The following is a 26,447-nucleotide window of genomic DNA, read 5'->3' on the forward strand; positions in this document are numbered from 1 at the left end:
CCGCCTCATTGATTGTGTGAGGCGGTGATCCTTCATTCGTCCGAACCCATTTGCCGTGTGCAAATCCGTCTGACCAGGATCAGGGGAGTCATAGTGATTTTTATTGTCGTGAAGTTCAAGGTCATCGATGAGTTCAAGGATAATTGGCTGCTCATCACCCGCGAATTTACTGACGCGACCCGATCGGAACCAGGAAACCTATGGTTCGAATGGAGCCGCAGCGCAGCAGATCCCACAGAGTACGTCCTGGTAGAGGCATTCCGCGACAGTCAGGCTGGTGTCGACCACGTCAAGGCCGACCATTTCAGTAAGGGAATGGAAGCGATGCGTCCCGCGCTATCCGAGACACCTCGCATCATCCACGCCGATATTCCCGCTACCGATTGGGCGCGCATGGGAGAGCTCGAGATCACGCCGTAGACCAGGTTCACGGCGAACCACACCGGTGAGGAGGAAGGACGCAATCGTGGCGATGACCGGTTCGATCAAGGAGCTGACGACATTGTTGGGCGATGTCGTCATGACCGACAGCGACTCGATGGTCGCCTATACGCGTGACCAGTCAGTGCTCTCACCGGCCGGCCGGCCGATTGCGGTGGTCCGCGCCCGGACGATCGACGATGTAGTCACGACATTGCGGACGGCGTTGAAGTATCGTGTTCCGGTCGTTACGAGGGGTGCCGGAACCGGCTTGGCCGGAGGCGCCAATGCGCTCGATGGCTGCATCGTGCTGAGTACGGAGAGACTCAACCGAATATTGGACATCGACGAATTGTCGCGTACCGCCACCGTCGAATGCGGGGTCGTCAACGGCGACCTCGCATCCGCGGCAGCCGAGCGCGGGCTTTGGTATGTACCGGATCCGGGCAGTCGCGCCGTCTCCACCATCGGGGGAAATCTGGCGACGAATGCCGGAGGGGCCTGTTGTGCAAAATACGGCGTCACCGGTGACCATGTCGCTCGCGTCAAAGCAGTGCTCCCGGATGGCCGAATAATCCACACGGGAGCGCCGACTCGCAAGAACGTCGCCGGCCTCAACCTCACCCAACTGCTGGTCGGATCCGAGGGCACCCTGGCGGTGATTGTCGAGGCCACGATGCGACTGCGTACTCCGCCTACTCACACAGCCACCGTCGTAGCGGCTTTCAGCGACGCTGTACAGGCTGTCAACGCGGTAATGGGCATCCAAAATGTAGCCGACCCCAGTCTGTGCGAAATCATGGACCGCACGACGATTGCCGCGGTCAATGATATGACGCGCATGGGGCTCGACGAGAAATCAGCCGCACTATTACTGATCCAATGTGATGGCGACGCCGCCGTGGCGGAAGCCGAGCGCTGTGGAAACGCGTGCAAGGCCGCCGCTGCCACCGAGATCTATACAACCACCGATTCGGTGGAAAGTGACGGTCTCATGCAGGCTCGACGTCTCGCCCTCCCGGCTCTCGAACGCCGTGGCAGTACCCTGCTCGACGATCTGGCCGTGCCGGTGCCCCGGCTGCCAGAGATGCTCGATGCGATCACACGTATCGCGGAGCGTCATCAACTCGTGGTCGGCACGTTCGGACACGCCGGCGACGGCAATCTCCACCCCACCATCGTGTTCGATAGAAACGACGCCGTCGCCACAGAGCGCGCGTTTCGTGCGTTCGATGAGATGGTCGACCAATGTCTGGCGTTAGGCGGTTCGATAACGGGCGAGCATGGGGTCGGGAGTCTCAAGCGGCGTTACCTCGAATCCATGGTCGGGTCGGTGGAGATGTCGCTGATGAGTAAGGTGAAAGCGGTGTTCGACCCAGTCGGAATATTGAATCCGGGTCGTGCTGTTTGATGAGCATCGCCAATCAGGATCGATACCGTGATATTTCACGCCTGCGGCCCACCCGGAGAGCCGGTCTCTCTTGCTCGGAGGGGATTACTGTTTACCGCAAAGCCGCACGCGTTTCCGCATTCTGATACATAGAAGTGCTGGTTTGATGGCCGTGCGAGGCGATGTTCTCGCTATGCGATTCCGAATTGTCTGATCTTGCGATACATCGTGGCACGCGAAATGCCGAGATCGGCGGCTGCGGCCTGCTTTTCGCCACCGTGATCGCGGAGGCTGCGGACTATCGCGTCACGCTCGAGAGCCTCCATGTGGGTAAGAGTACGTCGGGTAAGTGAATGACACTCGGGGGGGAGTTTATCGGGCAGAATGACGCCGGAGCGTTGCCGGGTAAGAGTGTCGATGAGGACTTGGCGGAGTTGGGCGACGTTTCCGGGCCACGGCAATCGCGTCAGCTGGCGGTGCGCCACGGGGGACAGTTCGACGTCGTTGCCCTTCGTCAGCTCTTTCAGCAGGTGGGGTACCAGCTCGTCGAGATCTTCGATGCGGTGGCGCAGTGCCGGGACTGGAACGGTATACATGAACAGCGGGAGCAGGTGGGTCTCAACCTGGGGGGACTGTTTCGCGGAGCTCATCGTGGCAGCGATCCACCCGCGGCCCATGCTGGACTGCAGCACGGTCGACAGCGGTTCGATGACCTCGTCGGGAAGTTCATCGATGTCGGTGAGAACGATATCGAAATCATCTTTGGCGACTTCGGCTTCGAGTGCCGCAAGCATTTTCTCGGCCCCCAGCCGTTGACCGATGCGCAGCACCCGAACGGTTTTGTCCGGACGTACGTGATGGGCGACCATCTCCGCTAGTTTGGCTCGGCCCGAGCCGAGTTCGCCGTCGAGGACTACCCAGTTGCGGTCGGCGCAACAGCGTTCGACCTGCTGGCAGCTGCGCCGCCATGAGCTGCTGGTGCCTGCCAGGCCGGGAACGGTTGGCGGACGGGACACGAATTGCATCGCGTTCACGGTGCTATCGGTCAGTGTGATGTGGGCGACGATGTCGGTACGGCCACTACGCGCTCTGATCCGTTCGGCGACGGTAATCCCGGCGAAGTGCCCGCTGGGCAGCACGACACGAGTCGTGGTCGACAGTGAATAATTCTGAAGGTCGGCCGCGTGCTCGAGGATGGCGTGTTGATCGAGCGCGTCCAGAGATTTCCGCAGGTAGCGGTTCATCAGCACGATGTCGTTTCCCACGGCCAGTACACCATTGGGGTAGCGGCGACACTGTCGCAGATAGGTCTCCAGCAGCGCGGCTTCGCTTTCGGTGGCCTGGGCGCGCAGCCGATCCTCGATTTGCGCGCCGGCGGTTTTGGCCAACGCGACCAGCAGCGGGTCAGACTTTCGTGCCCAGCAGGTGAGATCCAGGATGCCGGCGACGCGACCGGATAAAGGGTCACGGATCGGAACGCCAGCACAGGCGAGCTGGCCCAGCGCGCCGAGATAGTGCTCGCCACCGCAGATGAACGTCGGCCGCCCGGTCTCGACGGCAGTGCCGATGCCGTTGGTGCCGACGAACTTCTCGGCATAGCTGTAGCCGCTAGCCAATTGGACGGCATCCAAGGCGGTGCGGATCCTGCTGTCGGCGGCGACGCGGTCGAGGACCAACCCGTCGGCTGAGGTGAGAATGACGCTGACAGTCTGCGCGGCCAAATTGTCGCTTAATCGTCGGATAACCGGTGACGCCGCTGTGACCAGGGGCGAATCGAGGTCTGGTTCGCGAACGAAGGGCAGATCCATGCGATCGGGGTGGACGCGGAGTTCGCGCGAGCGCTGCCAGGAATCGCGAATAGTGCCGGAAACCAGTTGGTCGTCGACTGATCCTGAGCTCAGGAATTGATCGCGTGCCCGCTGCAGCCGTGTGCTGGTCTGTGTAACGCTCACCATCTGATTTACCCCATCGTCATATCCGCGCAACATAGGCTAACCCGCTTGCACTGTGAGTCAGATCTCATTTTGAGACACCATCGGTGGGAGATGGGCGCCAAGATCTCGGTTGCCGGTGGTGAGAGGCCAAGCCCGACATCGGCGATGCCGTCGGGCGGCGCATCCCCCGCAGTATCAAACAGATCTTGATCATTCCGGTGATCAGCACCTGATTCACTCGCTCCGAAAGGAATTGCTGTGCTCGAGGAACACCCGTCCATCGGCGAGGCCGGTACGGAACCTGCAGCTAGTGGTTGCCCCGTTATGTCCGGTCGCCTCAAGTCCCCAGCCGAGGGCGGAAGCAGCAACCGTGACTGGTGGCCGAACCAGGTCAACCTGAGGATCCTGCAGAAGAACCCAGCCGAGATCAACCCGCTGGGTGCGGACTTCGACTACGTCGCGGCATTCGGGACCCTGGATCTGGCTGCTGTGAAGGCCGACATCATCGAGGTCATGCACACCTCGCAAGAGTGGTGGCCCGCCGACTTCGGCCACTACGGCCCGTTTTTCGTCCGCATGGCCTGGCACGCGGCCGGGACCTATCGCGTCGAGGACGGCCGCGGCGGAGCCGGCGCCGGTATGCAGCGGTTCGCGCCGCTGAACAGTTGGCCCGACAACGCCAGCCTGGATAAGGCGCGGCGTCTGCTGTGGCCGGTGAAGGCCAAGTACGGCAACACGCTGTCGTGGGCCGACCTGATCGTCTACGCCGGTAATGTGGCGCTGGAGGACATGGGCTTCGAAACCTTCGGCTTCGGCGGCGGCCGCGTCGACCGGTGGGAGCCCGAGGAGGACGTCTACTGGGGTCCCGAGCACACCTGGCTCGCCGACGAACGCTACAGCGGCACAAGGGATCTCGAGACTCCGCTGGCCGCGGTTCAAATGGGTCTGATCTACGTCAACCCGGAAGGCCCCAACGGCAACCCGGATCCCCGGCTCGCGGCCATAGATATCCGTGAGACGTTCCGCCGCATGGCCATGAACGATGTCGAGACCGCTGCGCTCATCGTCGGCGGCCACACCTTCGGCAAGACCCACGGCGCGGGCGATGCCGCACTCGTCGGCCCCGAGCCCGAGGCCGCGCCGCTCGAAGAGCAGGGCCTCGGCTGGAAGAGCGCCTTCGGCACCGGTGTCGGCAAGGACGCGATCACCAGTGGGCTCGAGGGCACCTGGACGCCCACCCCGACCCAGTGGGACAACAGTTTCCTGGAGACTCTCTACGGCTACGAATGGGAGCTGACCGTCTCCCCGGCCGGTGCCCACCAGTGGATTCCCAAAGACGGTGCGGGTCAAGGGGAGGTGCCGGCCGCGCACGTGCCGGGCAAGACCCACACCCCGGTCATGCTGACCACTGACCTGTCGATGCGGTTCGACCCCATCTACGAGCCGATCACCCGCCGATGGCTCGAGCATCCTGAAGAGCTGGCCGAGCAGTTCGCCAAGGCCTGGTACAAGCTCACCCACCGCGATATGGGCCCGGTCACGCGCTACCTCGGCCCGTTGGTGCCGGAAGAGGTGCTGCTGTGGCAGGATCCGATTGCGGTGGTGGATCACCAGCTGGTCGACCGCAATGATGTCGAGACCCTCAAGAGGCAGATTCTCGCATCGGGTGTGCCTGTGCCGCAGTTGGTTTCGACCGCGTGGGCGGCGGCATCGTCGTTCCGTGACTCGGACAAGCGTGGTGGAGCAAACGGCGGCCGCATCCGACTGCAGCCGCAGGCTGGTTGGGAGGTCAACGAGCCGGATGAGCTCGCTCAGGTGATCCGGGTGCTGGAGGGCATCCAGGAGTCCTTCAATGCTGCGCAGTCGGGCGATAAGAGAATTTCCTTCGCCGACCTGGTTGTCCTCGGCGGCGCGGCGGCGGTCGAAAAGGCTGCCAAGGACGCTGGGTTCGACATCGAGGTGCCGTTCACCCCGGGCCGCACGGACGCCAGCCAGGACCAGACCGATGTGGAATCCTTTGCCGCGCTGGAACCCACAGCTGATGGCTTCCGCAACTACCTTGGGAAAAATGCTCCGCTGCCCGCCGAGTACCTGCTGGTCGACAAAGCGAATCTGCTGTCCCTGACTGCTCCCGAGATGACCGTGTTGATCGCCGGCCTGCGGGTACTCGGCGCGAACTACAAGCAGTCGCAGCTGGGTGTGCTCACCACCACGCCGGGCCGGTTGACGAACGACTTCTTCGTCAACCTTCTCGATATGAGCACCAGATGGGAGCTGGCGCCAACCGGCGACGGTACGTACCTGGGTAAGGACCGTTCGAGTGGTGAGACCAGGTGGACCGGTAGTCGTGTCGACCTCGTCCTCGGTGCCAACTCTCAGCTGCGGGCGGTCGCGGAAGTCTACGCGAGCGACGACGCCAAGCAGAAGTTCGTCGAGGATTTCGTTGCCGCGTGGGACAAAGTGATGAACCTCGATCGCTTCGACCTGCCCCGCCCCTGACCCTCCTAGATCCGCTGGCGCTCCGTGGATCGGGATCGACGGAGCGCCGGCCCCATTCGGGACAACCGCGCGTGCGCTGCGATCGCAGTATATTTACGCTGGCCTGGTTTTGGTGGAGAGATTTGCGGGACGCACGCCGCGAACCGGCGAATATCGTGTGTTTGCTTACGCATTCGTAGAAGGGGTTCGGCTGGCTGCCTGGCGCGGGATCAGCGGGTAAAGGATTTCGCCCAGGGGTCGTCGGCTCGTGCGGTCCAGTAGTTGCTGAACAGGAACTGTGCTGCCGTGATGTCTTGTGGCGTTGGCTCGTCCGTTCTCGGGGGAAGCTCACGCTTCGGTGCTGGTCTCGCGAGCCCCTTGATCACTTGCCGAATCCGCCGCCCGCTTCGGTCACCGAACCACCCCCGTCGCGTGATCACGGCAGGGTCTGCAGCTCCGCGCGTGCCCGGGTATTGGTTCCGCTGCTGCAATCGATATCGACCGTGCTCCCGGGCGGGAATTGCAGATCCTGAGGTAGCGGAGCGCCTTTCGGCGCCACAACATAGGCCGGCGGATTGAACGACGCTCCGCCACACCACCAGCCAGTCGGCGATGCGCCCGGCGCGGCCTCGATACGAATAACCCCGTGCGGCAGCAACGTATAGACCGGCGCGGGCGGTGCGTACCCTCCCGCGCTCCCCGTATCGGCATGCCCACTTCCCGCTCCGAACATCCCCATCGTCACTGCCGCGGTCACAGTCACCAAACCGGTGCGGAAAACCTTGTTCAACTGCCGATCCCTTCCCCAAAAACATGAGCAGCCCTTTATTGGGCCGCGCCGAGCGTATACTGTGTCGCCCCCGGGTCTGATGCCAATGCCATTAAGTTACGGCGTTTGTGCAGGTGGTCGTGCGGGAGCGCCGGTGGGCCGTGACATGAGAGTTGCTGTGTAGCAAATGGTTTCGGATAAGGTGCTAGTTCGTGGTGGAGGCGGCCCGCCAGTTTTCCGTCGCCTCGGCTGCTGCCGGACCGAACAGTCCCAGGCTCTCGGTCACCGAATCGCGTGCAACGCAATCCCCGGTCCCGGTGTGTTCGCGAGCATTGTTATCCGTGTGATGCTGCAGGGTCAGTTCTTGCGGGCTGCAGGTGCAGCGTGGCCGCGCCGACGGAGGGTCCGGTCGTAATCCTCGACACGCGCCTTCGCGATGACCGAGCGGTTACGCGTTCGCAGCACGACGCCCTCTGGATTCCCGGCCCCGCCCTGGTCCAGGCGGCAGCGGGTCACCGGCAGCTGTTCGGCGAGAAACTCCCGGGTGGACTCGACATCGCGCGGCAGGTCCGCCGCGTCGAACTCGAACAACCGGGGTGTGAGTTCCACCCCGTCACGGGCGGCTGCCGCGGTGAGATCGGCCTCGGTCAGAAACGGTTGACCGCCGCACTCCCGCCAGGACGAAATCTCCGAGAGCGAGCGGGTCAGGATCGCGTCGTAGTCGCGCAGCTCGACCATGTCGAACAGCCGGTAGCCGACAGCGCGTTCGCTCGTGTACTGCTTGCTCGCCGCGGTGATGTTGCCGCCGTATAGCTCCAGATAGTGCACGCGCACGACGTCGTTCACCGGTACCAGCGATTCGGCGAATGCACGCAGCCCGGCCACGATGCCCTGAGCTGGATTGCCGATCAGATCGCCCTTGGCGTACAGCAGCTCCTCGCGGCTGCCGAGCAGCCAGTTGCCGTCGGGCAGGGAGATGACCCGCGCGTTCGAACCGTCGACCTTTTCGGTTCCGATGACCGGGCCGGTGAACTGTGTGACGACCTCTGTGAGCTCCCCGCGTTCCCCCAGCTCATGGTAGGTCGGTATCGATGGGTACTTGGTTGCGCTGTTGACCACATCCAGGTCGGCGCTGCGCACATCGAAACTCATGCGGGGATCATGTTCGCCGCACCCGGCGATGTCCATTGGTTTTCCGGCATTGTGCGACTCTGAGAGGTGCGCTGGAGACTATGCGAGGCGAACATCCGCAGTGGCCAGGCCGAAGACCTTGCGCCCTGCGGACTTCGCGACGATGACGACGACAGCGGTCCGGGTCTCGGGGTCGACCGACTTGATGCGCCCGGTGAACTCGACGCTCCCAGCGGAGGTGGCTTCGATGATCGTGTAGTTCGAGAGCCGGACCCCATACCTGGTGATCGCGCCTGGATCACCGAGCCATTTGGTGACAAACCCTGCTCCTAGGCCCATGGTGAGCATGCCGTGCGCGATCACATCAGGAAGACCTGCTTGCACAGCGACGTCGTCGTGCCAGTGGATCGGGTTCGCGTCACCCGAGGTCCCTGCGTAATTCACCAGGTCACCCCGTGTCAGCTGCACGATCCGAGCAGGAAGCTCGTCACCGACGGTGACGTCCTCGAATCGGATTGCGGTGCGCGGGACACGCGTCCGCGAGATCGGGGAAAGGCGTGGGTCGGTCTCGGAAACCGGCTCCGCCGCAATCTGCGCGGGCACGGCCGAGGCCGCGATTCGAGAGGTCATGTCGATTCCGTGCATGATCACACGCTCGATCGCGTCACCGATGCCGGCGTCGACGTCCTCCCCGGTCAGGCCGATGACGGTCGTGTGCATGATCTGCACAACCTCGCCCGTCTGGTCGGCGAAGGTGTTGGTGATAGTGAGCAGATCCTTGCCCGCTGTGCGGCGAACCGCAGCGAGTTCGACATCGCTGACCAACCGGTCGCCAGTGAGCACCGGCTTGTACATCTCGAAAACCTGATCGGTCTGCACGAGCACGTCGTAGCCGGTGATGACCGTTTCGAAGAGCTTACGGTTGGCTAGCATCGCGGCGATCGAGATGAACGTGGTCGGCGCGACCAAACCGGCATACCCGAGCTCACCGGCAGCGTCCTCGCTCCAGTGCGCCGGGTGGAAATCCTGCACAGCTCGCGCATACTCGCGGATCTTCTCCCGACCCGCTTCGTAGTAGTCATCCGCGCGATAGCGATACCCCACCAGCCCAGCCACATCGAACGTCGCTTCCACCAAGCCGCTCCTCGCTCCAGATTCCTTCAGAACTCGTAATCGGTATCCGCAGAATGGAATTCACGAGTGAACTCCACCCTTCCACATGACACAGCGCTGTTGCTGAGGAAAACAATCGAACGTTCACGAGACACCCTGCACCACAGCAATTTTCCGCAGGTTGGGGGTGTAATGCTTGCTGTGTATACGACAACGTCACACTGTCGGGGGCTAACGATACGCTACCGGGCCATGCGAGTCGTCGGCTACTCTCAGACCCCCGATGGCTGATGGCCCCCGTTGTCCGTGTACGACTCTTCGCGGAAGAACCCGAGTGCGCGCATGACCGGGAAGTCGTTGAACGAGAATAGGCAGGCGTCATCGGATCGGCTCGCGTTCGCATGCTCATGCCAGGCCCAGGAGGGTACGCAGAAAATATCGCCCTCGCTCCACTCGAACCGCCGGCCTTCGACGACAGAGGTGCCGCTGCCCTTGGCCACGGTGTAGATCTTCGAGCCGACCTGCCGGTGCGCCAGGGTCGCCTCACCCGCGCGCAGCAACTGCATGTGCGCGCTCATCGTGGGCATGACAGATCCGCCGGTCAGCGGGTTGCTGTACTCCATGATGATGCCGTCGTACGGCGAGCCGTCGGTTACCTTCGCGGCGTTGAGCAGAGCTTCGTAGGTGGGTGCCCAGGGGTAGGCCAGCAGCGGCGAGTGGTTTTTGCTCCAGGTGTCGCCGAAGGGCCGTAACTGCCCGGCGCCGTAGATCGACAGGGACGAGTTCACCATCCCTTCCTGCTTCTGGTAAACGTCCGGATGGACTTCGTAGAATGGCGCGTCCAGGGCGTTGACCAAGGGGATGTCCAGGCCGTCCTGCCAGATGACCGGGCCGGCGGACTCCTCGCCCTGGTTGCCGTGCTCGTGCCAGGTCCAGTTCGGTGTGATCGCGAAGTCCCGCGGCCCGACTCTGAGCTTCTGGCCGTCGACGATTGTCCACGCGCCGGTTCCCTCGACGACGAACCGCAGCGCGGCAGCCTGGTGGCGGTGGGCGGTCATCGCCTCTCCAGGCGCCATGACCTGCAGACCGGTGTACAGCAGCCCGACCGTCGCGGCGATATCGCGCCGCTGGGGATTGTAGAGAGCGACCACGCGCCGGCCGGCGTCGTCGCCACTGACCAGTCCGAGCGCCTCGAGCACCAAAGGGCGCAGGTCCTGGTAGCGCCAGTGCATGGGGATCGACTGGGGCTGGGGGTACCACGGCTCGATCTTGTTGGCGATCGTCCACAGCGCACCGGCCTCGAGCTCTTCGAGGCGTTTGTAATAGGCGCGCAGTTCAGAGGTATCACGCACCCGGGCCCGGCCGAGAACATCATCACTCGTCATTTTCGCTCCTTGTGCATCGGAGGTCCGATCGTCGGACGCCGGAGCGTGCGCTTCGGCCGGCCGACGCATCAGTTCACTGCTTGTCGAGCAGTTCGCGCAGGCGGGCGGCCGCCTCCGCGTGGAAACCCTCGACGGTGCTCAGCAGGTGAGCCTCGAGGGCTTGATAGGCCTCGACCGGGTCGCGGGCGAGGCACCGGTCGAGGATCAGCTCGTGTTCGCGGCGGCGGTACTCGACTTGGGCTGGGTCGGCCAGCGCCGCAGCCCGGTACCGCTCGCTGTTGTGCCAGGTAGGACCGATCGACCGGAACAGCCACGCCGAGCCTGCCGCTCGGTAGACGGTGAAGTGGAAGTCTTCGTGGGCTTTGCGTGCGCCGGCTTGATCATCGAGGCGAAGGGCGAGCTGCTGGGCGTCGAGCGCCTCGCGGGCCGTGCGGGCGGTGTCCGCGTCGAAATTCTGGGCGGCCTGCTTGACCAAGGCCCCCTCGAGCACGATCCGGGTGAGGTAGGTATCGATGAGATCCTCGTCGGTCAACGACCGCACGCGGGCACCACGATGCGGTTCCACCTCGATGATTCCGGTGGCCTCGAGCTGCCGGATGGCCTCGCGGACGGGCATCATGCTCATCCCCAAATCCTTCGCCAACTGCTGTAGGGGCAGCGCGGCGCCGGCGGGAATCGAGCCGTCGAGAATGGCCGACAAAATCGTGTTGTACGCCTGGTCGGTCGTGGTGGTGCGGGCGGGTGCACGCAATTGGGGCGTGTGCATCAGTAACTTCCGTTCAGCAACTCTCCGGCGTCGGGTACCACCGGCTTCAGATCGAGAGCCTTCAGGATCTCGTAGGTGGTGGCGACGGCGGCGGAGACCACGGGTTTACCGATCCGATCCTGGACGGCCTGGATCGCGTCGAGTGAGGGCATCTGGACGCACGCCGACAGGATCACCACGTCGGCGGCACTGTGGTCGAGCCGGTCGACGACGGCGTCGAGAGCCATCGGATCCTGGTTGCCCACCTCGAGGTTGTCCGGGATCTCGAGCGCGATGTGGTCGGTGATCGTGTAGCCCTCGTTGCGGATGTAGTCCACGACCTGCTCGGTCAGCGGTTTCATATATGGCGCGATGAGCGCGGCGCTGCGGGCTCCGAGTGTGCCGAGCGCGTTGACCAGAGCGCCGGCGCTGGTCACCACGGGGGCCGACGAGCCATTCTCCCGGGCCCGGCCGGCCAGCCGTTCCTGCGAGACGCAGTGGTAGCCGTGCCCCCGCGACATGATCGCGACCAGACACGCATATGCGAACACCGCTACATCGGCGTCTGCGAGCTCTGCCGCGCAGCGGTCGGACTCGTCGTCCATGGCCGCCAGCTCCTCGCTGGTCACGGACTTCATTCGCATCCGCGAAGAGTGGAACGTGAACCGCTCCGGCTCGATGCGCTCGCGGGCGCGCAGCATCGCGGGAATCTCGGTCTCCATGGTGATGTTGGAGCTCGGGACGATCAGTCCGACGCGGTGAACCTGACCTGACATCGTCAGACCGCCTCGACCGGGTTGGACAGCGTGCCGATGCCCTCGATACGTGCCTCGACGATGTCACCCGGCTGCAGGAACTGCGGCGGATTCTGGGCCGCGCCCACACCCTGCGGTGAGCCGGTGGCGATGACATCGCCCGGCTCCAGGGTGACCCCCGAGGTGATGTCCTCGATCAGCTGCGGGATCGGGAACAGCATCTGCTTGCTGTTGCCGCTCTGCTTCTGCTCCCCGTTGACGAACAGGGCCAGGTCGAGCGTGTGCGGGTCGGGCAGTTCGTCGGTGGTGACGACGATCGGGCCCAAGGGCGCGTAGCTGTCCTGGCCTTTCGAGAAGAACCACTGCCCGGAGCGGCGCTGGTCGCGCGCGCTGATGTCGTTGAGAATGGTGTATCCGAAGATGTAGCGGTACGCATGACCGCGCTCGACCGATCGGGCGGTCGAGCCGATCACCACAGCGAGCTCGCACTCCCAGTCCAGTTGCTCGGTCAACCGGGCGTTGTGCCGGATCGGCTCGCCGGGACCCACGACCGCCGTGCCCGGCTTGCTGAACAGCACCGGACGCTCGGGGAGCTTCTCGTCGGTGTCCAGCGAGCGGCTCGATTCCTCGACATGCTCGACGTAGTTCAGCCCGACGCCGATCACCTTGCCGGGCCGCAGGGGTGCGCACAGTTTGATGTCGGCCAGCGCATAGGTGGTGCCCTCCGGCCACGACGTCCGGCCGCGGACGGACTCGCGTACGCGGTCGAGGACTTCGGGACCCGCCTCGATGAGTGCCCGCAGGTCGCCGGGCACGTCGAGTTCTCCGCGTAGCGCCGACCGAAGGTCGACCACGGTCGTGTCATCAGCGATGACCAGGCCGAGTCGGGAGTCGGCGCCGGGGGCGGGTGTGAAGCTGGCAAAACGCATCGCTGCTCCTGAAGGATGGGTTGGTCGGGCCGAGTTCAGCTGAGGTCGAATTCGGCCGTGGGCGGCCCAGTCTCGGGTTCGTGGCCTGGGTCGGGCGTGAACACCAGGCCGGTTCTCGGCCGGCGGTCGAGGTGCAACTGGAGCACGTCGAAACGGTTGTAGTGGCCGATGATGTCGTGCATCTGCTTGGGTTGGATGCAGCGCCGCAGATCGATCTCCGCGTAGACGATGCCTTCTTCGTCGATCAGCGGGTCGCCGATCAGCCGGCCGTCCGGCCCGAAGATCCCACTGAAGGCACTGTGCTTGCGCTGCAACAGCTTTCGCGACTCGTCGTCGTGGGCCACGGTGTCCACGATCTCTTCGCTGATCGCCGCGCAGGACACGATCGAGAAAATTTTGCCCTCGAACGAGTGCGCGGCCGAGCGGACCTTGATCGCCTCGACCATGTCGTAGTCGTCGGGCGCGACCGGCAATGCGATGTAGTTGGCCACGTGCACGGTCTCGCCCTGTGCGAGCAGCGCGAACCGGGCCAGCGTATTGGTGTTCTCGCCGCAGGCCAGCGCCCCGAGCCGGCCGAGCGCGGTGTCGTACACGCGCAGGGACTGACCGTCACCGCCCGCCCAGGTGAGCTTCTCCGCCCAGGTCGGAACGAGCTTGCGGTGCACACCCAGCAGCGTGCCGTCAGAGCCGATGAACACCACGGAGTTGTAGAGCGTTCCCATCGAGTAGGGGTCACGCTCGTTGACGCCGATCACGACCGTGCAGCCGGCGCGCCGCGCCGCCGCGCCGAGTTGGTCGACTTCCGGGCCCGGCACATCGATCGCGGCATCGAACAACCGCTCGAACCAGGCGCTTCCTTGAATCGGCGACATCGTCCAGTTCCAGTAGGGATAGCCCGGCACGAAGACTTCGGGAAAGGCCACCAGTTCGGCCCCCTCTGCGGCAGCCTCCGCGATCAGGGCACACGCTTTGGCCACGGTCGCAGCGGTATCCAGGAACACCGGCGATGCCTGCACCGCGGCTGCGCGGAACTTCGGATAGTCCACCATGTTCGTCCTTTGGTCCGGGACGTTTGATCAAATCTGTTGTGAAGATTACCCTATCATTAGATTTGATCAAATCTAACCCAGGTCGGTTCCCGCGGCAGGTGACCCCGGTTGGAAGGGAGATGCGAGTGGAGCCAAGCGCTGAGGCGGGGCATTGCCCCGTCGAGCACAGTTTCGATCCGATCGGTTCCGAGTACGTCGAAGACCCCTACCGGTACGTCGCGCGGTTCCGCGAGCGCAACGACGTCTTCTTCGCACCACAGATCGGCTTCTATGTCGTGACCCGGTATGAGGACGTCGAGTCGGTCTTCTTGGACCCGGAGACTTTCTCCGCGAAGAATGTCCAGGATCCGCTGTCACCGGTCGCACCTCGGGCGGCGGAGATCATGAAACGCCGATTCGGTTTGCAGCCCGCGACCTCGAACTGCGACCCACCACGGCACACCTACATCCGTAAACACCTGGCGCGAGCCTTCTCGCCGCGCCGGACCCGCGAACTCGTACCCCGTATCCACGAGGTGGCCACCCAGCTGCTCGACACCTTCGCCGCCGACGGGCAGGCGGATTTGGTCGGGCAGTACGCTTTCCCGCTGCCGGCCTACACGATTTTCACGATGCTGGGCTTCCCGACCTGCGACACCGAGATGCTCAAAAGCTGGTGCGGCGACAAGCTCGAGTTCGTCCACGGCCGGGCCACCGAGGAGCACCAGGTCGCCGCCGCCGAGGCCATGTGCCTGTTCTGGGAGTACTGCGTCGATTTCGTCGACCACCGCAAGAGGCACCCCGCCGATGACTTCACCAGTGATCTGGTCGAGCAGCAGACCGGCGAGCCGGACCAGTTGACCGACGGTGAGATCGCCACACTGCTGTTCCAGCTCGCGTTCGCAGGCCACGAGACCTCCACGAATCTCACCGTGAACCTGCTGCGCCGGGTTCTGGCGGACGGCGACGTCTGGCGTCGTCTGGTAGCCGATCGCGCGTTGATTCCCGCCGCGATCGAGGAGGCATTCCGTTTCGACTCCTCGGTGATAGCGTGGCGCCGGACCGCGACACGGGACGTGGAACTGGGCGGTGTCACCGTGCCGGCGGGGTCGCGCCTGCTGCTGTCGTTGGCTTCGGCCAATCACGATCCGCGACGCTTCCCTGACCCCGAGCGCTTCGACATCACTCGGGAGGACGCGCACCGGCACCTGTCGATGGGGCGCGGCATCCACTACTGCATAGGCGCAAACCTGGGCAAGCTCGAGACCACGATCATGGTCGAACATCTCGCAGAACGCCTGCCCGGGCTCCGCCTGCGAACGCACGAGCCACTGCGTTTCCCGACCAATGCCAGCTTCCGAGGGCCGCGCGCGCTTCCGGTCGAATGGGACGGATAACCCACGCAGCCCGAGGCCGGTGTTCCTGGCGGGCGCCGCTGCACCCTGAGCTGTATTGTCGGCGATTGCTCGGCCGGTCTGCCGAGAGCGGGAGCCACCGGCTCCGTGGTCGGTAGCGCGTCGATGTTCACCGCCGTGAGCGCAGTGGCGAGCGCCAGCGGCGCGACGGTGGACTTGTGCGATCGACCCTTTGATGATCAACGGCCACAGCAACGCTGCACATGAGGACTCCCGTGACACCCTTGGGTAAGCCTCGCGGGCTTGCCTCTGGTCGGTACTGATCGAAAGCTCGCCGTGATAACACGTCGGGCGACAAGGCGGTCGCTGTACTCGTGGATCGAGCATGATTCCCGGCGCGACTGGCGGCCTCGGGTCGTGGCCGTGCTGGTCGGGTTGGAATACGGTGGCAGGGGCGATCGCCCGGATCCGTTCACACCCACCGAGGGAGACTCGTTTGCGCAACACGCTGCTCGTCACATCCGTATTCGGTGCTGCACTGGTGGCGATGCTGCCCGCCGGCGCGGCCGGTGCGCAGGCACCGGGCGACAGTCCGCTGAAGGTGCAGGCGACGACCGGCACCGATCAACTGCCGGTGACGGGTGTCGGCGTCGGCATCACCACCTGCGCCGCCGGTCCAGTACTGGCCACCTTGACGACCGGGGGCGATGGAACAGCGACGCAGACCTTCCCGAACGGCTGCTACCAGGCGCAGGTGACCGCCGTTCCCTCCGGCTGCGAATTGGCGAGCATCGCCTACGTTCAGGTCGACGTGGCAGCCGATGCGACACCGGTCGCTGGCTTCCAATTCCGCTGCGCATAAACCGATTTCGACCCGGGCCCCGGGCCGGCACCGTGCCGTTGATCGGCCTGCTGGTATTCCTCGCCGTGGCCTGGCGCCGCACCCGAACCGGGCGGCAACCATTGGTCGTCTGACGCGGGCGGTCAGAACCAGGCGTCGCGCATATCCAGCGTGGTGCGGTCCATCAGCTCCAGCAGATCCAATTGCGGTGTGGTCTTGGGCAATTCGTAGCGGAAGAAGTAGCGGGCCGCCGCGCGCTTGCCGTCGTAGAAGTCGCCGTCGTTGCCATGGGCGGCGAGCGCCTGCTCCAGCCAGATCCAGGCGACCACGACGTGCCCGAATGCCTCCAGGTAGATGCTGGAATTCGCGATGGCGGCGGCGATATCGCCGGAGGCGAACATCCAGCCGGTGACGGTGAGCAACCGCTGCCAGACCGCGTCGAGCTGGCCACCGAATTCGGTCCACTCGCCACCCGCCTCGGTGGCCGCGAGGACGGTCCGCTCGATCTGTGCGGCGAGTAGGCGCAGGCTCGCGCCGTCGTGCTGGATCACCTTGCGGCCCAACAGATCCAGACCCTGGATGCCGTGGGTGCCTTCGTGGATGGGGTTGAGGCGGTTATCGCGGTAGTGCTGTTCGACATCGTATTCGCGCGTGTAGCCGTAGCCGCCGTGCACCTGGATGGCCAGGTTATTGGCCTCCAGACACCATTGCGACGGCCAACTCTTCGCCACACCGGTGAGAATTTCCAGCAGCAGGGTGTAGTCACGTTTGGCCGCCGGATCTGTCGCGGTGCGTTCCAGATCGGCGAGACGGTTGCAGTAGAGCAGCAGTGCGAGCGCACCCTCGACATAAGCCTTCTGCGCCAACAGCATTCGCCGCACATCGGCATGTTCGATGATCGGCACCTGTGCTGTGGACGGGTCCTTGGCGGTGACCGCGCGGCCTTGACGGCGTTCGCGGGCGTATTCGAGTGATTTCAGATATCCGGTGTAGCCCAATGCCGTTGCGCCCAGACCGACGCCGAGGCGTGCCTCGTTCATCATGTGGAACATGTAGGACAGGCCGCGATGCGGTTCGCCGACAAGGTAACCCACCGCGCCGGGCGCACCATCCGGATTGTGCTTGCCCTCACCGAAATTCAGCACCGTATTGGTGGTGCCCCGATATCCCATCTTGTGGTTCAAACCCGCCAGCACCACATCGTTGCGCGCACCGAGCGATCCATCCTCGGCCACCAGGTATTTCGGTACGACGAACAGCGAGATGCCCTTGGTCCCGGCCGGTCCGCCCGGAATCTTGGCCAGGACGAGGTGCACGATGTTTTCCGTCAGCTCGTGATCGCCACCGGAGATCCACATTTTCGAGCCGAACAGCCGGTAGGTGCCGTCGTTCTGAGGTTCGGCGCGGGTGACGATATCGGCGAGCGAGGAGCCCGCCTGTGGTTCGGACAGACACATCGTTCCGGTGAACCGGCCCTCGACCATGGGCTTGACGAAGCGGTCGATCTGCTCCGGGGTGCCGTGCGCGGCGAGGAGGTTGGCATTGCCGACGGTCAGGAAGAGGTAGCCGGTAGTGCCGATATTGGCCGCCTGGAACCAGCAGAACCCGGCCGCCTCCAGCGTGGCGGGCAGCTGCAGCCCGCCGATCTGCTCATCCATCGCGGCGCCGACGAGATTGGCCTTGGTGAAGGCCTCGATCGCGGCCTTCACCTCCGGGATGATGGTGACCCGCTCGCCGTCGAAGGTCGGCTCATTGGTGTCGTTGCGCTTGTTGTGGGTGGCGAAGTGCTGGGTGGCCAGGTCCGCGCAGAGGTCGAGAAAGCCGTCGAAGGTCTGCCTCGAGTGTTCGGCGAACCGGGGTAGCGTCGTGAGCTCCTCGACCCGCAGCCATTCGTAGAGCAGGAAGTCCAGGTCTCTACGGGAGATCAGGTTCGAGCGCACGGGCACATCCTCTCGCGGTGGCGGAGCACTGGCCCAGACGGGCACGGTACTCGCTCGGGTCGATTTGGTACGTTACTACTCATGTGTCGCGAATCGATCCCAAGGCTGGGATGACCACCACCTCCGGTACCGCCCGACCCGTCGGCCGTCCCGCCGCCGCCTCCCAGGACCAGGTGCTCGCGGCGGCCAGTGCCCAGTTCCTCGCTTGCGAACGGGTCGATGTGCAGGCGATCGCGGCGGAACTCGGTTTGTCGCGCGCGACCATCTACCGCTGGTTCGGTTCGCGCGACGGTCTGCTCGGTGCGGTCATTGTGTCGGAATTCGAGCGGATGGTCCTCGCGGCGCAGACACGCACCGACGGCACAGGCGCCCCGCGGGTACTCGCCCTACTGGACCGCGTGGCGCACTGGATGACGCGCAGCGAGGCATACCGGTATTTCATCGCGACCGAACAATCCACCGCGGGCCGCATCATCACCACCAGTGACGGGCCGGTACAGCCGAAGGTGGTCGGGGTGGTCGCCGACATCCTCGATACCGCGATGGCGCAGGGCTACCAGAACCGCGTCGATACGCACACCTTCGCCTATGCGCTGGTCCGGCTCATCGAGGCGTTCCTGTATCAGGATGCGGTGACCGGCATTCGCGGCGATGTCCAGCGGTTGCGCGCGGTGCTGGCGGTCATTCTCGGGCTGGACCCGGATCAGGGCAGCCGGTAGCTGTTCATATCTTGGGTCGGCCGCTGGTCCGGGCACGCCGCGCAGACTTGGGAGAGATCACCAATGCCGAGATGGCTGGACATGCGCAGCATGCGTGAAGGAAAGTAGGGGTCGGGCGAAGCGAGGGAGCACATGTTGGTGGACCTGCCGGAAGTGCATCGCTGCGATACCCCGCGCGCGATGATGTTGGCGGACTCGGTGTGTGCGCTGTTCGACCGAGCCTTTTGCCTTCCGCCGCACCGATGGTCGGCGGCGGAGTCGGCGCGACACCGCGATGTGCTCGCATCGTTACTCACCAGGCCAGGTGTCGTACTGGTGACCGCCGAGATGGACGATGTTGTCGTCGGCGCCGCTTATGGGTATCCGCTCGAGTCGGCGGACGGCTGGTGGGACAAGGTAGAGTCGCTGCCGCCCGAGTTCACCGCGGAGTCGGGCGGTCGAACCTTCCTGATAAGTGGTCTGGCGGTCGATCCGGATTGGCAGCGAAAAGGCATTGGGCGGAAGGTGATCCAGCGCCTTCTCACCGATCGACCTGAGCAGCGAGTTGCGTATTCGGTGCTGCCGGGGGCGATCGGTGTTCACTCACTGATCGGGCGACCGGAGACAGAACCCGTTGGCTACCGATACTTCCCGCCCGATGCGCCGATCGAATTCCTTGCGTTCTATGCGCTGGAGCTGCCGATCAGAGGAAGCCGTGAGCTGCGAGTTCCTGGTCCAACTCCCGAACCTTGATCGAATCCTGCCACGGAGCCAAGTCGGAGCGGGCATTGCGCAGCGCTTCGACCAGACGGCCGCTCTGGTTCTTCTTGGCCAGGTTGGCGGCGTCCGCGATCGCAGATGCCGCCGCTTCGATTTCCCGCTGGACGATGTAGGCATTGCCGAGCTCGAGCACCGAGAACGCGCGGTCCCGCACAAACGTCGGATCGATCAACTTCAGCGACTCCAGAGCTGCTGTTTGAGCTTTCGCCGAATCGCCCAGGCGTCGCATGCAGTGACTTCGGGCTGCCGCGCTGAGACCGGGACCGTAGAAATAGGCGAACGAAGACACAGGCTGATTCAGTCCGACCGACTCGGCGACCGCCGCCGAGTTTTCGTCCAAGATCGCAAGGCAGGCGGCTTTCTCGCCGATTTCGGCATAGGCACGTGCAGCCATCTCCGCCGCATCTGCGACCAGCAGTCGATCATCGGTCCGTCGCGCCCAGTTCAATGCGGCGGTGGCGTGATCGACCGCAAGCCGCGGGAGGCCTCGCCAGAGGGCGAGATGGCTTAGGTGCGAGAGCGTGAATGCCGCTAACTTTACGTCCCGGGCTTCGTGGGCCGCGGTGCGCGCCTCATCGTAAAACTTGCAGGCGGAGACCAAATCGCCCATGTCGAAGTAAAGCCAACCAGCGAACCGCGTTAGGTTCGCGAACACTGACAGCAGTCTCGGACGCAACTGTGACGGACAATCTGGCAGCACCGACGCGACAAGGCTCTGCTGAGCCAATACCGAGCGCAGCACAAGCCACGGGCCGAACTGATCGTCGGTGTCCATAGCCTTCGCCAGCATCGCCTCGATACCGCTTATGACCTCCTCGTCAACCCGGAGGTTCGCTCGGCCGAGAATCGGCTTGTCCATGACGATGTTCTGGGTTGCGGCGGGTGCGGATATCTGAGCGGCGACGATACCCATCAGCCGAACAAATTCTCGTCGCTCCACAATGTCAAACGGTAGACCTTCCACAAAGGCTGCGCGAGTGCCCGATTCGATCTCCTTCACGTCGAACTCGCGGCCGACCGGTCCATCATGACCGATAGAAAGCGCCGCATCGAACCGCCCCCGCTGATCGATGTCGAGCTCGGACAGTGCCTCGTAGAGCAACCGTCGGCTGGCCGCTCGCAGGGCCGTTGTCCGTTCGGTCTCCCAAGAGACCAGCGTCCGACGAGTTACCCCCAGTTTGCGGGCGAATTCGATCCGACTCAGGCGCAACGCCTCTCGCAACGCAACGACCTCTGCGGCCGTCCACTCAATCTCCGGCATCGGGTTCCCCACTTCCAACGCAGCTAGTGACTACACGGGCAAAAGTACCGCTTTCTGCACAGTTGCTGCACTTTTTCGACCTACCCAACGACGGACACGCTAGAGCTGGCACCCGGTGCTGGGTGTATCCCGCCCCGGTACCGAGTGCACTCCAACACGGAACTACGTACCTGGGGGTTTTGCTCAATGCCCGCTGAACTCGTCACAGCCATGGTTGTCGCCGCCGCAGTGATGTTCTTCCTGTGGCTCATCTTCTATGGCCTGCCCTACTTGCTCGGCTCCGATGCCGTTCCGGACGAGGCGGTCCCGGCAACCGACATCCTCGACCGCGTCACCCGCGAAATCTCGCGTATTCACCCCGCACCACCCGACGGGTACACCGTCGACGAAGCTGGCTACGTCCTGCAAGAACACCTCGAGTGCAGCCGTGAGATCTGCGACGCCAAGAACACCGCGTACTGGATCCGCGTCGACGCGGGCAAGCTCCAGCCCACGCGGGAGGCCGTCCGATGAGTGGCCTGATCGAATTCAGTGACGGCACATGGGGTTTCCTCGGTAACGATGGATGGGTCGAGGAATTCGACGCCATCGAGATGCCGGTCCTCGAGCCGGAAACGGCTCCTGCGTTGGGGGCGGCGTTCATTGATATAGATGCCACCTCCGTCATTGACTCCGAACTGCCGCAGCGGATCCCGCGTGTTGGGCCGCCAGCTCGGATGGATCTGTCAGTCGAATTGGTGGAGCGCATCGCAGACGCAGTGCGCGAGTGGGCCGATCAGTGAGAATCCCCGCCAACCGGATGCCGATGCCCGCCGCCTACCGGCCGGACTCACGCGACGCCGGAATCCGCCGCTACTTCGGTCTGGCCCAGTTCGCGTTGATCGTTGGCTTTCCCGCGTCGAAGCTGGCGGCCTGGCGACACAGTACCCACACCTGGGTGCCCTCACCCGATATCCAAGTCGGCGATCATCCCGGCTGGTCGTTGGCGTGCATCGACGCTTGGAGCCCCAACGGTGACCCGTTTCCGCGGCCGCCGGTCGTGCGATTCGCCGACACCGCCGCCATCAGAGCGCGCTACCACCAGATGCCCACCTCCACGTTGTGGGCGTGCATCGGCGACGGCACTATCCCCCGGCCTGTGGTGTGGGTCGACAACCGACCGGGCTGGCTGTTGTGACTCCGTCGCGAATTCGGCTGGGTTTGTAGCTGCGGGAACGCCGAACGATCGACGGACCCCGGGTGGGCGGCCGACTATCCGGCCGCCCACACCAGCACTAATTGCGGTACCGGAACAGGATCCGGCCGCGAGTGAGGTCGTATGGACTCAACTCGACGAGTACCCGGTCCTGCAGCTGGATTTTGATGTAGTTCTTCCGAATCTTCCCGCTGATATGGGCGAGCACTTGGTGCCCGTTCCGAAGTTCCACAGTGAAGGTGGCATTGCGCAGGCACTCGATCACAGTGCCCTCGATTTCGATTCCCTTTCCGTTCTTACTCATCGCAGCACCAACTCCAGGTTGCTGTTCACGCGCTCGGCTCCGATGCTCTCGAACAGCGCGGTGGCCGCAGCGTTCGACTCGTTCACTTCGGTTGCCGCCCTGGCGATCCCGCGCTGATGCAGGGCGCCCAATGCGTGCGCCAGCAGTGCCCGCGCGATACCCCGGCGGTGCTGATCGGCCCGTACGGCGATCAGCCCGATCCGCGGCAGCCGAGTCACCTGTACGACGCGGATCAGTCCCACATATCGATCGGATTGTGCCGCCACCGCGTATTTCGACGGATCCACCACGGTGTCGCCCCCGGTGCGCGGCAGTATCTCGGCCGGCATCTCCCGCCAGCCGACGGTCGCCTCTACCTCGTCGCGAATCGCTCGATCCACCTTGCGCAGCGGGCCTTCCGCCGCGGCGCCGGCGGCCAGGATCGTCGTATCCGACGGCGGCACCACCGCATCGAGCCCGGTCACCTGCGGATCGGTCGGCACGAGGTATTCCCATTCCCGGCGCCGGGTGGTGAAACCGGCACGCTCCCAACAGGTTGCCAGATCCCGATCGGCCTCGTCGACCACCGTGTACAGGGGTCTGGGCAGGTCTGCCAGCATCGTGGCGGCGAGTGGGCCGAAGGCATCGGCCTGCCACGTGTCGATGCTGACGAACAGTCGGCCGTCGGGCCGTGGCGAAACATCACCCGACCCGATCAGCAGGCCGCGATTCACTGCCTGCCACTGCGTCTGCGACACGCGCGTGATGACAGTGGCGTGTCGGTTGGAATCGGACGTGAAATTTACAGAATTCAAGCTTATCGCCCTTTCGGAGCAGCCTTGGGTGTCAGGCGCTCCCGGCGACAGCTAGATCGTTCGCCCAACCGTGACGTCGAGAGGGAGCTCCCACTTCGATACAACGTTCATGGGTCTCACCTCCTCGCGTGCTGTCACGGTTTGCATGACGGTACAGACCGCATCCTTGCCGCGCAAACAGTTTCCGCCGAGCGCCGACAACACCGGGCGGAGTACAACTCCGGCGGCCACTTCCCGACGCTCGAGGTCCCCGACCTGCTCATCGGCGCTATCCGTGAGTTCTTCCGCGCCCTTGGCCGAGCCGTAGCATCACGCGGGGATTTGCGTCTCCACCAAGGGGAGACAGGAGGGTAGGGGTATGCCGGTGTTCGGCTGGTTGGGTGCCGCACTGCGAGCGCATCCCTAACCGGTCTCACGCCAGATCAGCGAGCTCGGTGAGGATGGCCGCGGCCATGGCCGCTGGATCGCCGTCCTCGGGACGCAGCACGAGTTCGGCTCGGGTGGGTGCTTCGTAAGGATCGTCGATGCCGGTGAAACCCCGGATTTCACCGGCACGGGCCTTGGCGTACATGCCCTTGGGGTCGCGGGCTTCGCAAATCTCGAGTGGCGTGTCCACGAAGATTTCCACGAACGGGATGCCTGCGGCCTCGTGCGCGGCACGGACCTTATTGCGATCGGCGGCGTAGGGACTGATCAGGGAAACCACCGCGACCACACCGGCTTCGGCGAACAGTCGCGCGACCTCGCCGACGCGGCGGATATTTTCCACGCGATCGGCGGCGCCGAAACCGAGGTCGGCATTGAGGCCGTGGCGCAGGTTGTCGCCGTCGAGTAGGAAGGCCGGGCGTCCCGCCGCGACCAGACGACGCTCCAGTTCCACTGCGATAGAAGACTTTCCGGAGCCGGACAGGCCGGTGAGCCAGACCGTCAGTCCCGCTGTCGGGCGCTCGTCGCGGCCGACAGCGGTGGCATGCCAGACGACACGGGAGGAAGGCAGGGTCGGTCCGGTGATCATGCCCGCGGCCACGGTGTTGTTGGTGGTGTCCTCGACGAGGATGAAGCTGCCGGTGGTGTGGTTGCGGCGGTACGGATCGAACAGCAGCGGTTGGCGGGTACGCAGTTGGATACGCCCGATCTCGTTGAGCGACAAAGAATTCGCGCTCTCATCGCGGTGCAGGGTATTGACGTCGAGCCGGTAGTCCAGGGTGCGCACCTCGGCGGTCGCGGTGCGGGTGGTGTGCCGGATGGTGTAGGTAGCGCCCGGGGTGAGTTCGGAATCCTCGGCGAACCAGCACACCATCGCGTCCAGGTCGCGTCCGACGTGCGGCCGGTTCGCCGGGCGGCAGATCAGATCGCCCCGGGACACATCGAGATGGTCGGTGAGCTGGATGGTAACGGCCTGTGGCGGAAAGGCCTCCGCGATCGGGGTGCCACCCGGACCCCAGATAGCCTCGACGGTGGTGGTGAATCCCGAAGGCAATACCGCGACTTCGTCGCCCGGCTTGAAGACGCCACCGGATATGGTGCCGGCATAGCCACGGAAATCCGTTGCGTGCCTGCGGGTTACGTATTGCACCGGGAATCGCGCATCGATCAGGTTGCGGTCTGAGGCGATATGCACCTCCTCGAGGTGGTGTAGCAGGGGTGAGCCCTCGTACCATGGCATGCTGGCACCGCGGTGCACGACATTGTCACCGTGCAGCGCCGACATCGGTATGAAGGTCAGATCGGCGACATCGAGTTTGGTCGCGAAGCCGACGAATTCCTCCCGGATCTCCTCGAACCGATCCTGTGACCATCCGGTCAGATCCATCTTGTTCACACACAGCACCAGATGCGGGATGCCGAGCAGGCCGGCCAGGAAGGCATGTCGCCGGGTCTGTTCCACAATGCCCTTGCGCGCGTCTACCAGGATCAGCGCGAGATCGGCGGTGGAGGCGCCGGTGACCGTATTGCGTGTGTACTGAATGTGGCCGGGGGTGTCGGCGATGATGAATGCGCGCCGGGCCGTGGCGAAGTAGCGGTGCGCCACATCGATGGTGATGCCCTGTTCGCGTTCGGCGCGCAGACCGTCGGTGAGCAGTGCCAGATCCGGATAGTCGTCACCGCGCGCTCTACTGGTCCGCTCCACCGCGGCGAGCTGATCGGTGAAGATCGTCTTGGAGTCGAACAGCAGACGGCCGATCAGTGTCGATTTGCCGTCGTCGACGCTGCCCGCTGTGGCCAGGCGCAACAGGGTGGTCGTCATCAGAAATACCCTTCCCGTTTGCGATCTTCCATACCGGCCTCGGAAATACGGTCATCAGCGCGGGTGGCACCGCGCTCGGTGGTTCGGGTGGCGGCGACTTCGGCGACCACATCCGCGGGGGTCGCGGCGGTCGATTCGACACAGCCGGTGCAGGTCGCATCGCCGACCGTGCGGAATCGCACCGTGCTCTCATACGGCTGCTCGCTATCGAGCAGGGTGAGAAAACGCGTGTGCGCCAACAACATTCCGTCGCGCTGCACTACCGGTCGGCGGTGTGCGTAGTACAGCGACGGCAGCTCGATATTCTCGGCGGCGATGTAATGCCAGATATCGAGTTCGGTCCAATTGGAAAGCGGGAACACCCGGATGTGCTCGCCCTTACTGTGGCGACCGTTGTAGAGGTTCCACAGTTCCGGTCGCTGATTGCGTGGATCCCACTGCCCGTATTCGTCACGGAAGCTGAATACCCGCTCCTTGGCGCGCGCCTTCTCCTCGTCCCGGCGCGCGCCGCCGAATATCGCGTCATATCCGCCCTCGCGGATCGAGCGCAGCAAAGTGGCGGTCTGCAAACGGTTTCGGGAGGCGCGCGGTCCGGTCTCCTCCCGCACCCGGCCCGCGTCGATATCGTCCTGCACGCTGCCGACCACCAGTCGCAGACCGAGCCGCCGCACCGTCCGGTCGCGGTATTCGATGACCTCGTCGAAATTATGTCCGGTATCGATGTGCAGCACGGGGAACGGTAGCGGCGCCGGCCAGAATGCTTTCGCCCCGAGATGCAACATGACGACCGAATCCTTGCCGCCGGAGAACAGCAGCACCGGTCGTTCGAAGGTCGCGGCGACTTCCCGGAATATAAACGCCGACTCGGCCTCGAGCGCGTCCAGATGAGGCAGCTCGTAGGTGCCCGCCGTCGGCTTCGCGTACTGGCTCACGTCCCAAAATTAGAACACGTTT

The 26,447-nt window shown here is 64.2% G+C and carries 25 protein-coding genes; 10 read left to right on the plus strand and 15 right to left on the minus strand.

Annotated features, from left to right (window positions below; genetic code table 11):
* The first annotated feature begins 93 nt into the window (after positions 1-93).
* Positions 94-420, plus strand: coding sequence for a putative quinol monooxygenase (locus tag ACW2Q0_RS05555; RefSeq protein ID WP_457186817.1), 327 nt, complete (start codon positions 94-96; stop codon positions 418-420).
* Positions 421-472: 52 nt separating this feature from the next.
* Entirely contained in the window at positions 473-1,831 is a 1,359-nt protein-coding gene (locus ACW2Q0_RS05560; RefSeq protein ID WP_457186952.1) for an FAD-binding oxidoreductase, read from the plus strand.
* 170 nt (positions 1,832-2,001) lie between these two features.
* On the opposite strand, the gene ACW2Q0_RS05565 is transcribed toward ACW2Q0_RS05560, so the two are convergent.
* Entirely contained in the window at positions 2,002-3,765 is a 1,764-nt protein-coding gene (locus ACW2Q0_RS05565; protein WP_457186819.1) for a sigma-54-dependent Fis family transcriptional regulator, read from the minus strand.
* Between the two features lie 237 nt (positions 3,766-4,002).
* Here ACW2Q0_RS05565 and katG point away from each other — a divergent pair, with 237 nt between their 5' ends.
* Positions 4,003-6,243, plus strand: coding sequence for a catalase/peroxidase HPI (gene katG / locus ACW2Q0_RS05570; protein WP_457186821.1), 2,241 nt, complete (start codon positions 4,003-4,005; stop codon positions 6,241-6,243).
* A 415-nt stretch (positions 6,244-6,658) separates the two neighbouring features.
* Here katG and ACW2Q0_RS05575 read toward each other — a convergent pair whose 3' ends face one another.
* The 8 genes from ACW2Q0_RS05575 to ACW2Q0_RS05610 all read right to left on the minus strand — a co-directional run bounded on the left by ACW2Q0_RS05575 (position 6,659) and on the right by ACW2Q0_RS05610 (position 14,098).
* Positions 6,659-7,012, minus strand: a complete 354-nt coding sequence (locus tag ACW2Q0_RS05575) for a hypothetical protein (RefSeq protein WP_457186823.1) — start codon at positions 7,010-7,012, stop codon at positions 6,659-6,661.
* 336 nt (positions 7,013-7,348) lie between these two features.
* Positions 7,349-8,143, minus strand: a complete 795-nt coding sequence (locus ACW2Q0_RS05580) for an RNA ligase family protein (RefSeq protein ID WP_457186825.1) — start codon at positions 8,141-8,143, stop codon at positions 7,349-7,351.
* A gap of 78 nt (positions 8,144-8,221) precedes the next feature.
* Positions 8,222-9,259 carry a fused (3R)-hydroxyacyl-ACP dehydratase subunits HadA/HadB gene (locus tag ACW2Q0_RS05585; RefSeq protein WP_457186827.1) on the minus strand — a complete coding sequence of 346 codons (1,038 nt, stop codon included), beginning with the start codon at positions 9,257-9,259 and terminating at the stop codon, positions 8,222-8,224.
* A 248-nt stretch (positions 9,260-9,507) separates the two neighbouring features.
* Positions 9,508-10,620, minus strand: coding sequence for a cupin domain-containing protein (locus ACW2Q0_RS05590; protein WP_457186828.1), 1,113 nt, complete (start codon positions 10,618-10,620; stop codon positions 9,508-9,510).
* A 73-nt stretch (positions 10,621-10,693) separates the two neighbouring features.
* Entirely contained in the window at positions 10,694-11,386 is a 693-nt protein-coding gene (locus tag ACW2Q0_RS05595; RefSeq protein WP_457186830.1) for a GntR family transcriptional regulator, read from the minus strand.
* Positions 11,386-12,141, minus strand: coding sequence for a maleate cis-trans isomerase family protein (locus ACW2Q0_RS05600; RefSeq protein ID WP_457186832.1), 756 nt, complete (start codon positions 12,139-12,141; stop codon positions 11,386-11,388). The genes ACW2Q0_RS05595 and ACW2Q0_RS05600 overlap by 1 nt, the downstream gene beginning before the upstream one ends.
* Before the next feature lie 2 nt (positions 12,142-12,143).
* Positions 12,144-13,049: a fumarylacetoacetate hydrolase family protein gene (locus ACW2Q0_RS05605; RefSeq protein ID WP_457186834.1), complete on the minus strand. Its 906-nt coding sequence runs from the start codon at positions 13,047-13,049 to the stop codon at positions 12,144-12,146.
* Between the two features lie 35 nt (positions 13,050-13,084).
* On the minus strand, positions 13,085-14,098 hold the full coding sequence (locus ACW2Q0_RS05610; protein ID WP_457186836.1) for a carbon-nitrogen hydrolase family protein: 1,014 nt from the start codon (positions 14,096-14,098) through the stop codon (positions 13,085-13,087).
* A 125-nt stretch (positions 14,099-14,223) separates the two neighbouring features.
* Here ACW2Q0_RS05610 and ACW2Q0_RS05615 point away from each other — a divergent pair, with 125 nt between their 5' ends.
* Positions 14,224-15,474 carry a cytochrome P450 gene (locus ACW2Q0_RS05615; protein WP_457186838.1) on the plus strand — a complete coding sequence of 417 codons (1,251 nt, stop codon included), beginning with the start codon at positions 14,224-14,226 and terminating at the stop codon, positions 15,472-15,474.
* Positions 15,475-15,928: 454 nt separating this feature from the next.
* The gene (locus ACW2Q0_RS05620) at positions 15,929-16,294 is read left to right on the plus strand and encodes a hypothetical protein (RefSeq protein ID WP_457186839.1); all 366 of its coding nucleotides are present in this window, start codon (positions 15,929-15,931) and stop codon (positions 16,292-16,294) included.
* A 122-nt stretch (positions 16,295-16,416) separates the two neighbouring features.
* Here the strand turns inward: ACW2Q0_RS05620 and ACW2Q0_RS05625 are convergent, their stop codons facing one another.
* Positions 16,417-18,213 (minus strand): acyl-CoA dehydrogenase, encoded by a 1,797-nt coding sequence (locus ACW2Q0_RS05625; protein ID WP_457186840.1) that lies wholly within the window; start codon positions 18,211-18,213, stop codon positions 16,417-16,419.
* Positions 18,214-18,296: 83 nt separating this feature from the next.
* Here ACW2Q0_RS05625 and ACW2Q0_RS05630 point away from each other — a divergent pair, with 83 nt between their 5' ends.
* The gene (locus ACW2Q0_RS05630) at positions 18,297-18,932 is read left to right on the plus strand and encodes a QsdR family transcriptional regulator (protein WP_457186842.1); all 636 of its coding nucleotides are present in this window, start codon (positions 18,297-18,299) and stop codon (positions 18,930-18,932) included.
* Positions 18,933-19,070: 138 nt separating this feature from the next.
* On the plus strand, positions 19,071-19,664 hold the full coding sequence (locus ACW2Q0_RS05635) for a GNAT family N-acetyltransferase (protein ID WP_457186844.1): 594 nt from the start codon (positions 19,071-19,073) through the stop codon (positions 19,662-19,664).
* Here the strand turns inward: ACW2Q0_RS05635 and ACW2Q0_RS05640 are convergent.
* Positions 19,615-20,952 carry a helix-turn-helix domain-containing protein gene (locus tag ACW2Q0_RS05640; RefSeq protein WP_457186846.1) on the minus strand — a complete coding sequence of 446 codons (1,338 nt, stop codon included), beginning with the start codon at positions 20,950-20,952 and terminating at the stop codon, positions 19,615-19,617. The two genes, ACW2Q0_RS05635 and ACW2Q0_RS05640, sit on opposite strands and share 50 nt — an antisense overlap.
* Before the next feature lie 186 nt (positions 20,953-21,138).
* On the opposite strand from ACW2Q0_RS05640, the gene ACW2Q0_RS05645 reads away from it, so the two are divergent.
* The 3 genes from ACW2Q0_RS05645 to ACW2Q0_RS05655 are packed head-to-tail and all read left to right on the plus strand — an operon-like array spanning position 21,139 to position 22,129.
* The gene (locus ACW2Q0_RS05645) at positions 21,139-21,465 is read left to right on the plus strand and encodes a hypothetical protein (protein WP_457186848.1); all 327 of its coding nucleotides are present in this window, start codon (positions 21,139-21,141) and stop codon (positions 21,463-21,465) included.
* Positions 21,462-21,734, plus strand: a complete 273-nt coding sequence (locus tag ACW2Q0_RS05650; RefSeq protein WP_457186850.1) for a hypothetical protein — start codon at positions 21,462-21,464, stop codon at positions 21,732-21,734. The genes ACW2Q0_RS05645 and ACW2Q0_RS05650 overlap by 4 nt, the downstream gene beginning before the upstream one ends.
* Positions 21,731-22,129 (plus strand): hypothetical protein, encoded by a 399-nt coding sequence (locus ACW2Q0_RS05655; RefSeq protein WP_457186852.1) that lies wholly within the window; start codon positions 21,731-21,733, stop codon positions 22,127-22,129. The genes ACW2Q0_RS05650 and ACW2Q0_RS05655 overlap by 4 nt, the downstream gene beginning before the upstream one ends.
* A 97-nt stretch (positions 22,130-22,226) precedes the next feature.
* Here ACW2Q0_RS05655 and infA read toward each other — a convergent pair whose 3' ends face one another.
* The 4 genes from infA to cysD all read right to left on the minus strand — a co-directional run bounded on the left by infA (position 22,227) and on the right by cysD (position 26,425).
* The gene (gene infA, locus ACW2Q0_RS05660) at positions 22,227-22,451 is read right to left on the minus strand and encodes a translation initiation factor IF-1 (protein ID WP_457186854.1); all 225 of its coding nucleotides are present in this window, start codon (positions 22,449-22,451) and stop codon (positions 22,227-22,229) included.
* A complete protein-coding gene (locus ACW2Q0_RS05665) occupies positions 22,448-23,188 on the minus strand; it encodes a GNAT family N-acetyltransferase (RefSeq protein ID WP_457186856.1) in 741 nt (246 codons plus the stop codon). Before ACW2Q0_RS05665 ends, infA begins: the two co-directional genes overlap by 4 nt.
* Before the next feature lie 469 nt (positions 23,189-23,657).
* Positions 23,658-25,493 (minus strand): adenylyl-sulfate kinase, encoded by a 1,836-nt coding sequence (cysC, locus tag ACW2Q0_RS05670; protein ID WP_457186858.1) that lies wholly within the window; start codon positions 25,491-25,493, stop codon positions 23,658-23,660.
* Positions 25,493-26,425 carry a sulfate adenylyltransferase subunit CysD gene (gene cysD, locus ACW2Q0_RS05675; RefSeq protein ID WP_457186860.1) on the minus strand — a complete coding sequence of 311 codons (933 nt, stop codon included), beginning with the start codon at positions 26,423-26,425 and terminating at the stop codon, positions 25,493-25,495. The genes cysC and cysD overlap by 1 nt, the downstream gene beginning before the upstream one ends.
* Positions 26,426-26,447 lie beyond the last annotated feature (22 nt).

The sequence above is a fragment of the Nocardia citri genome (assembly GCF_054065835.1).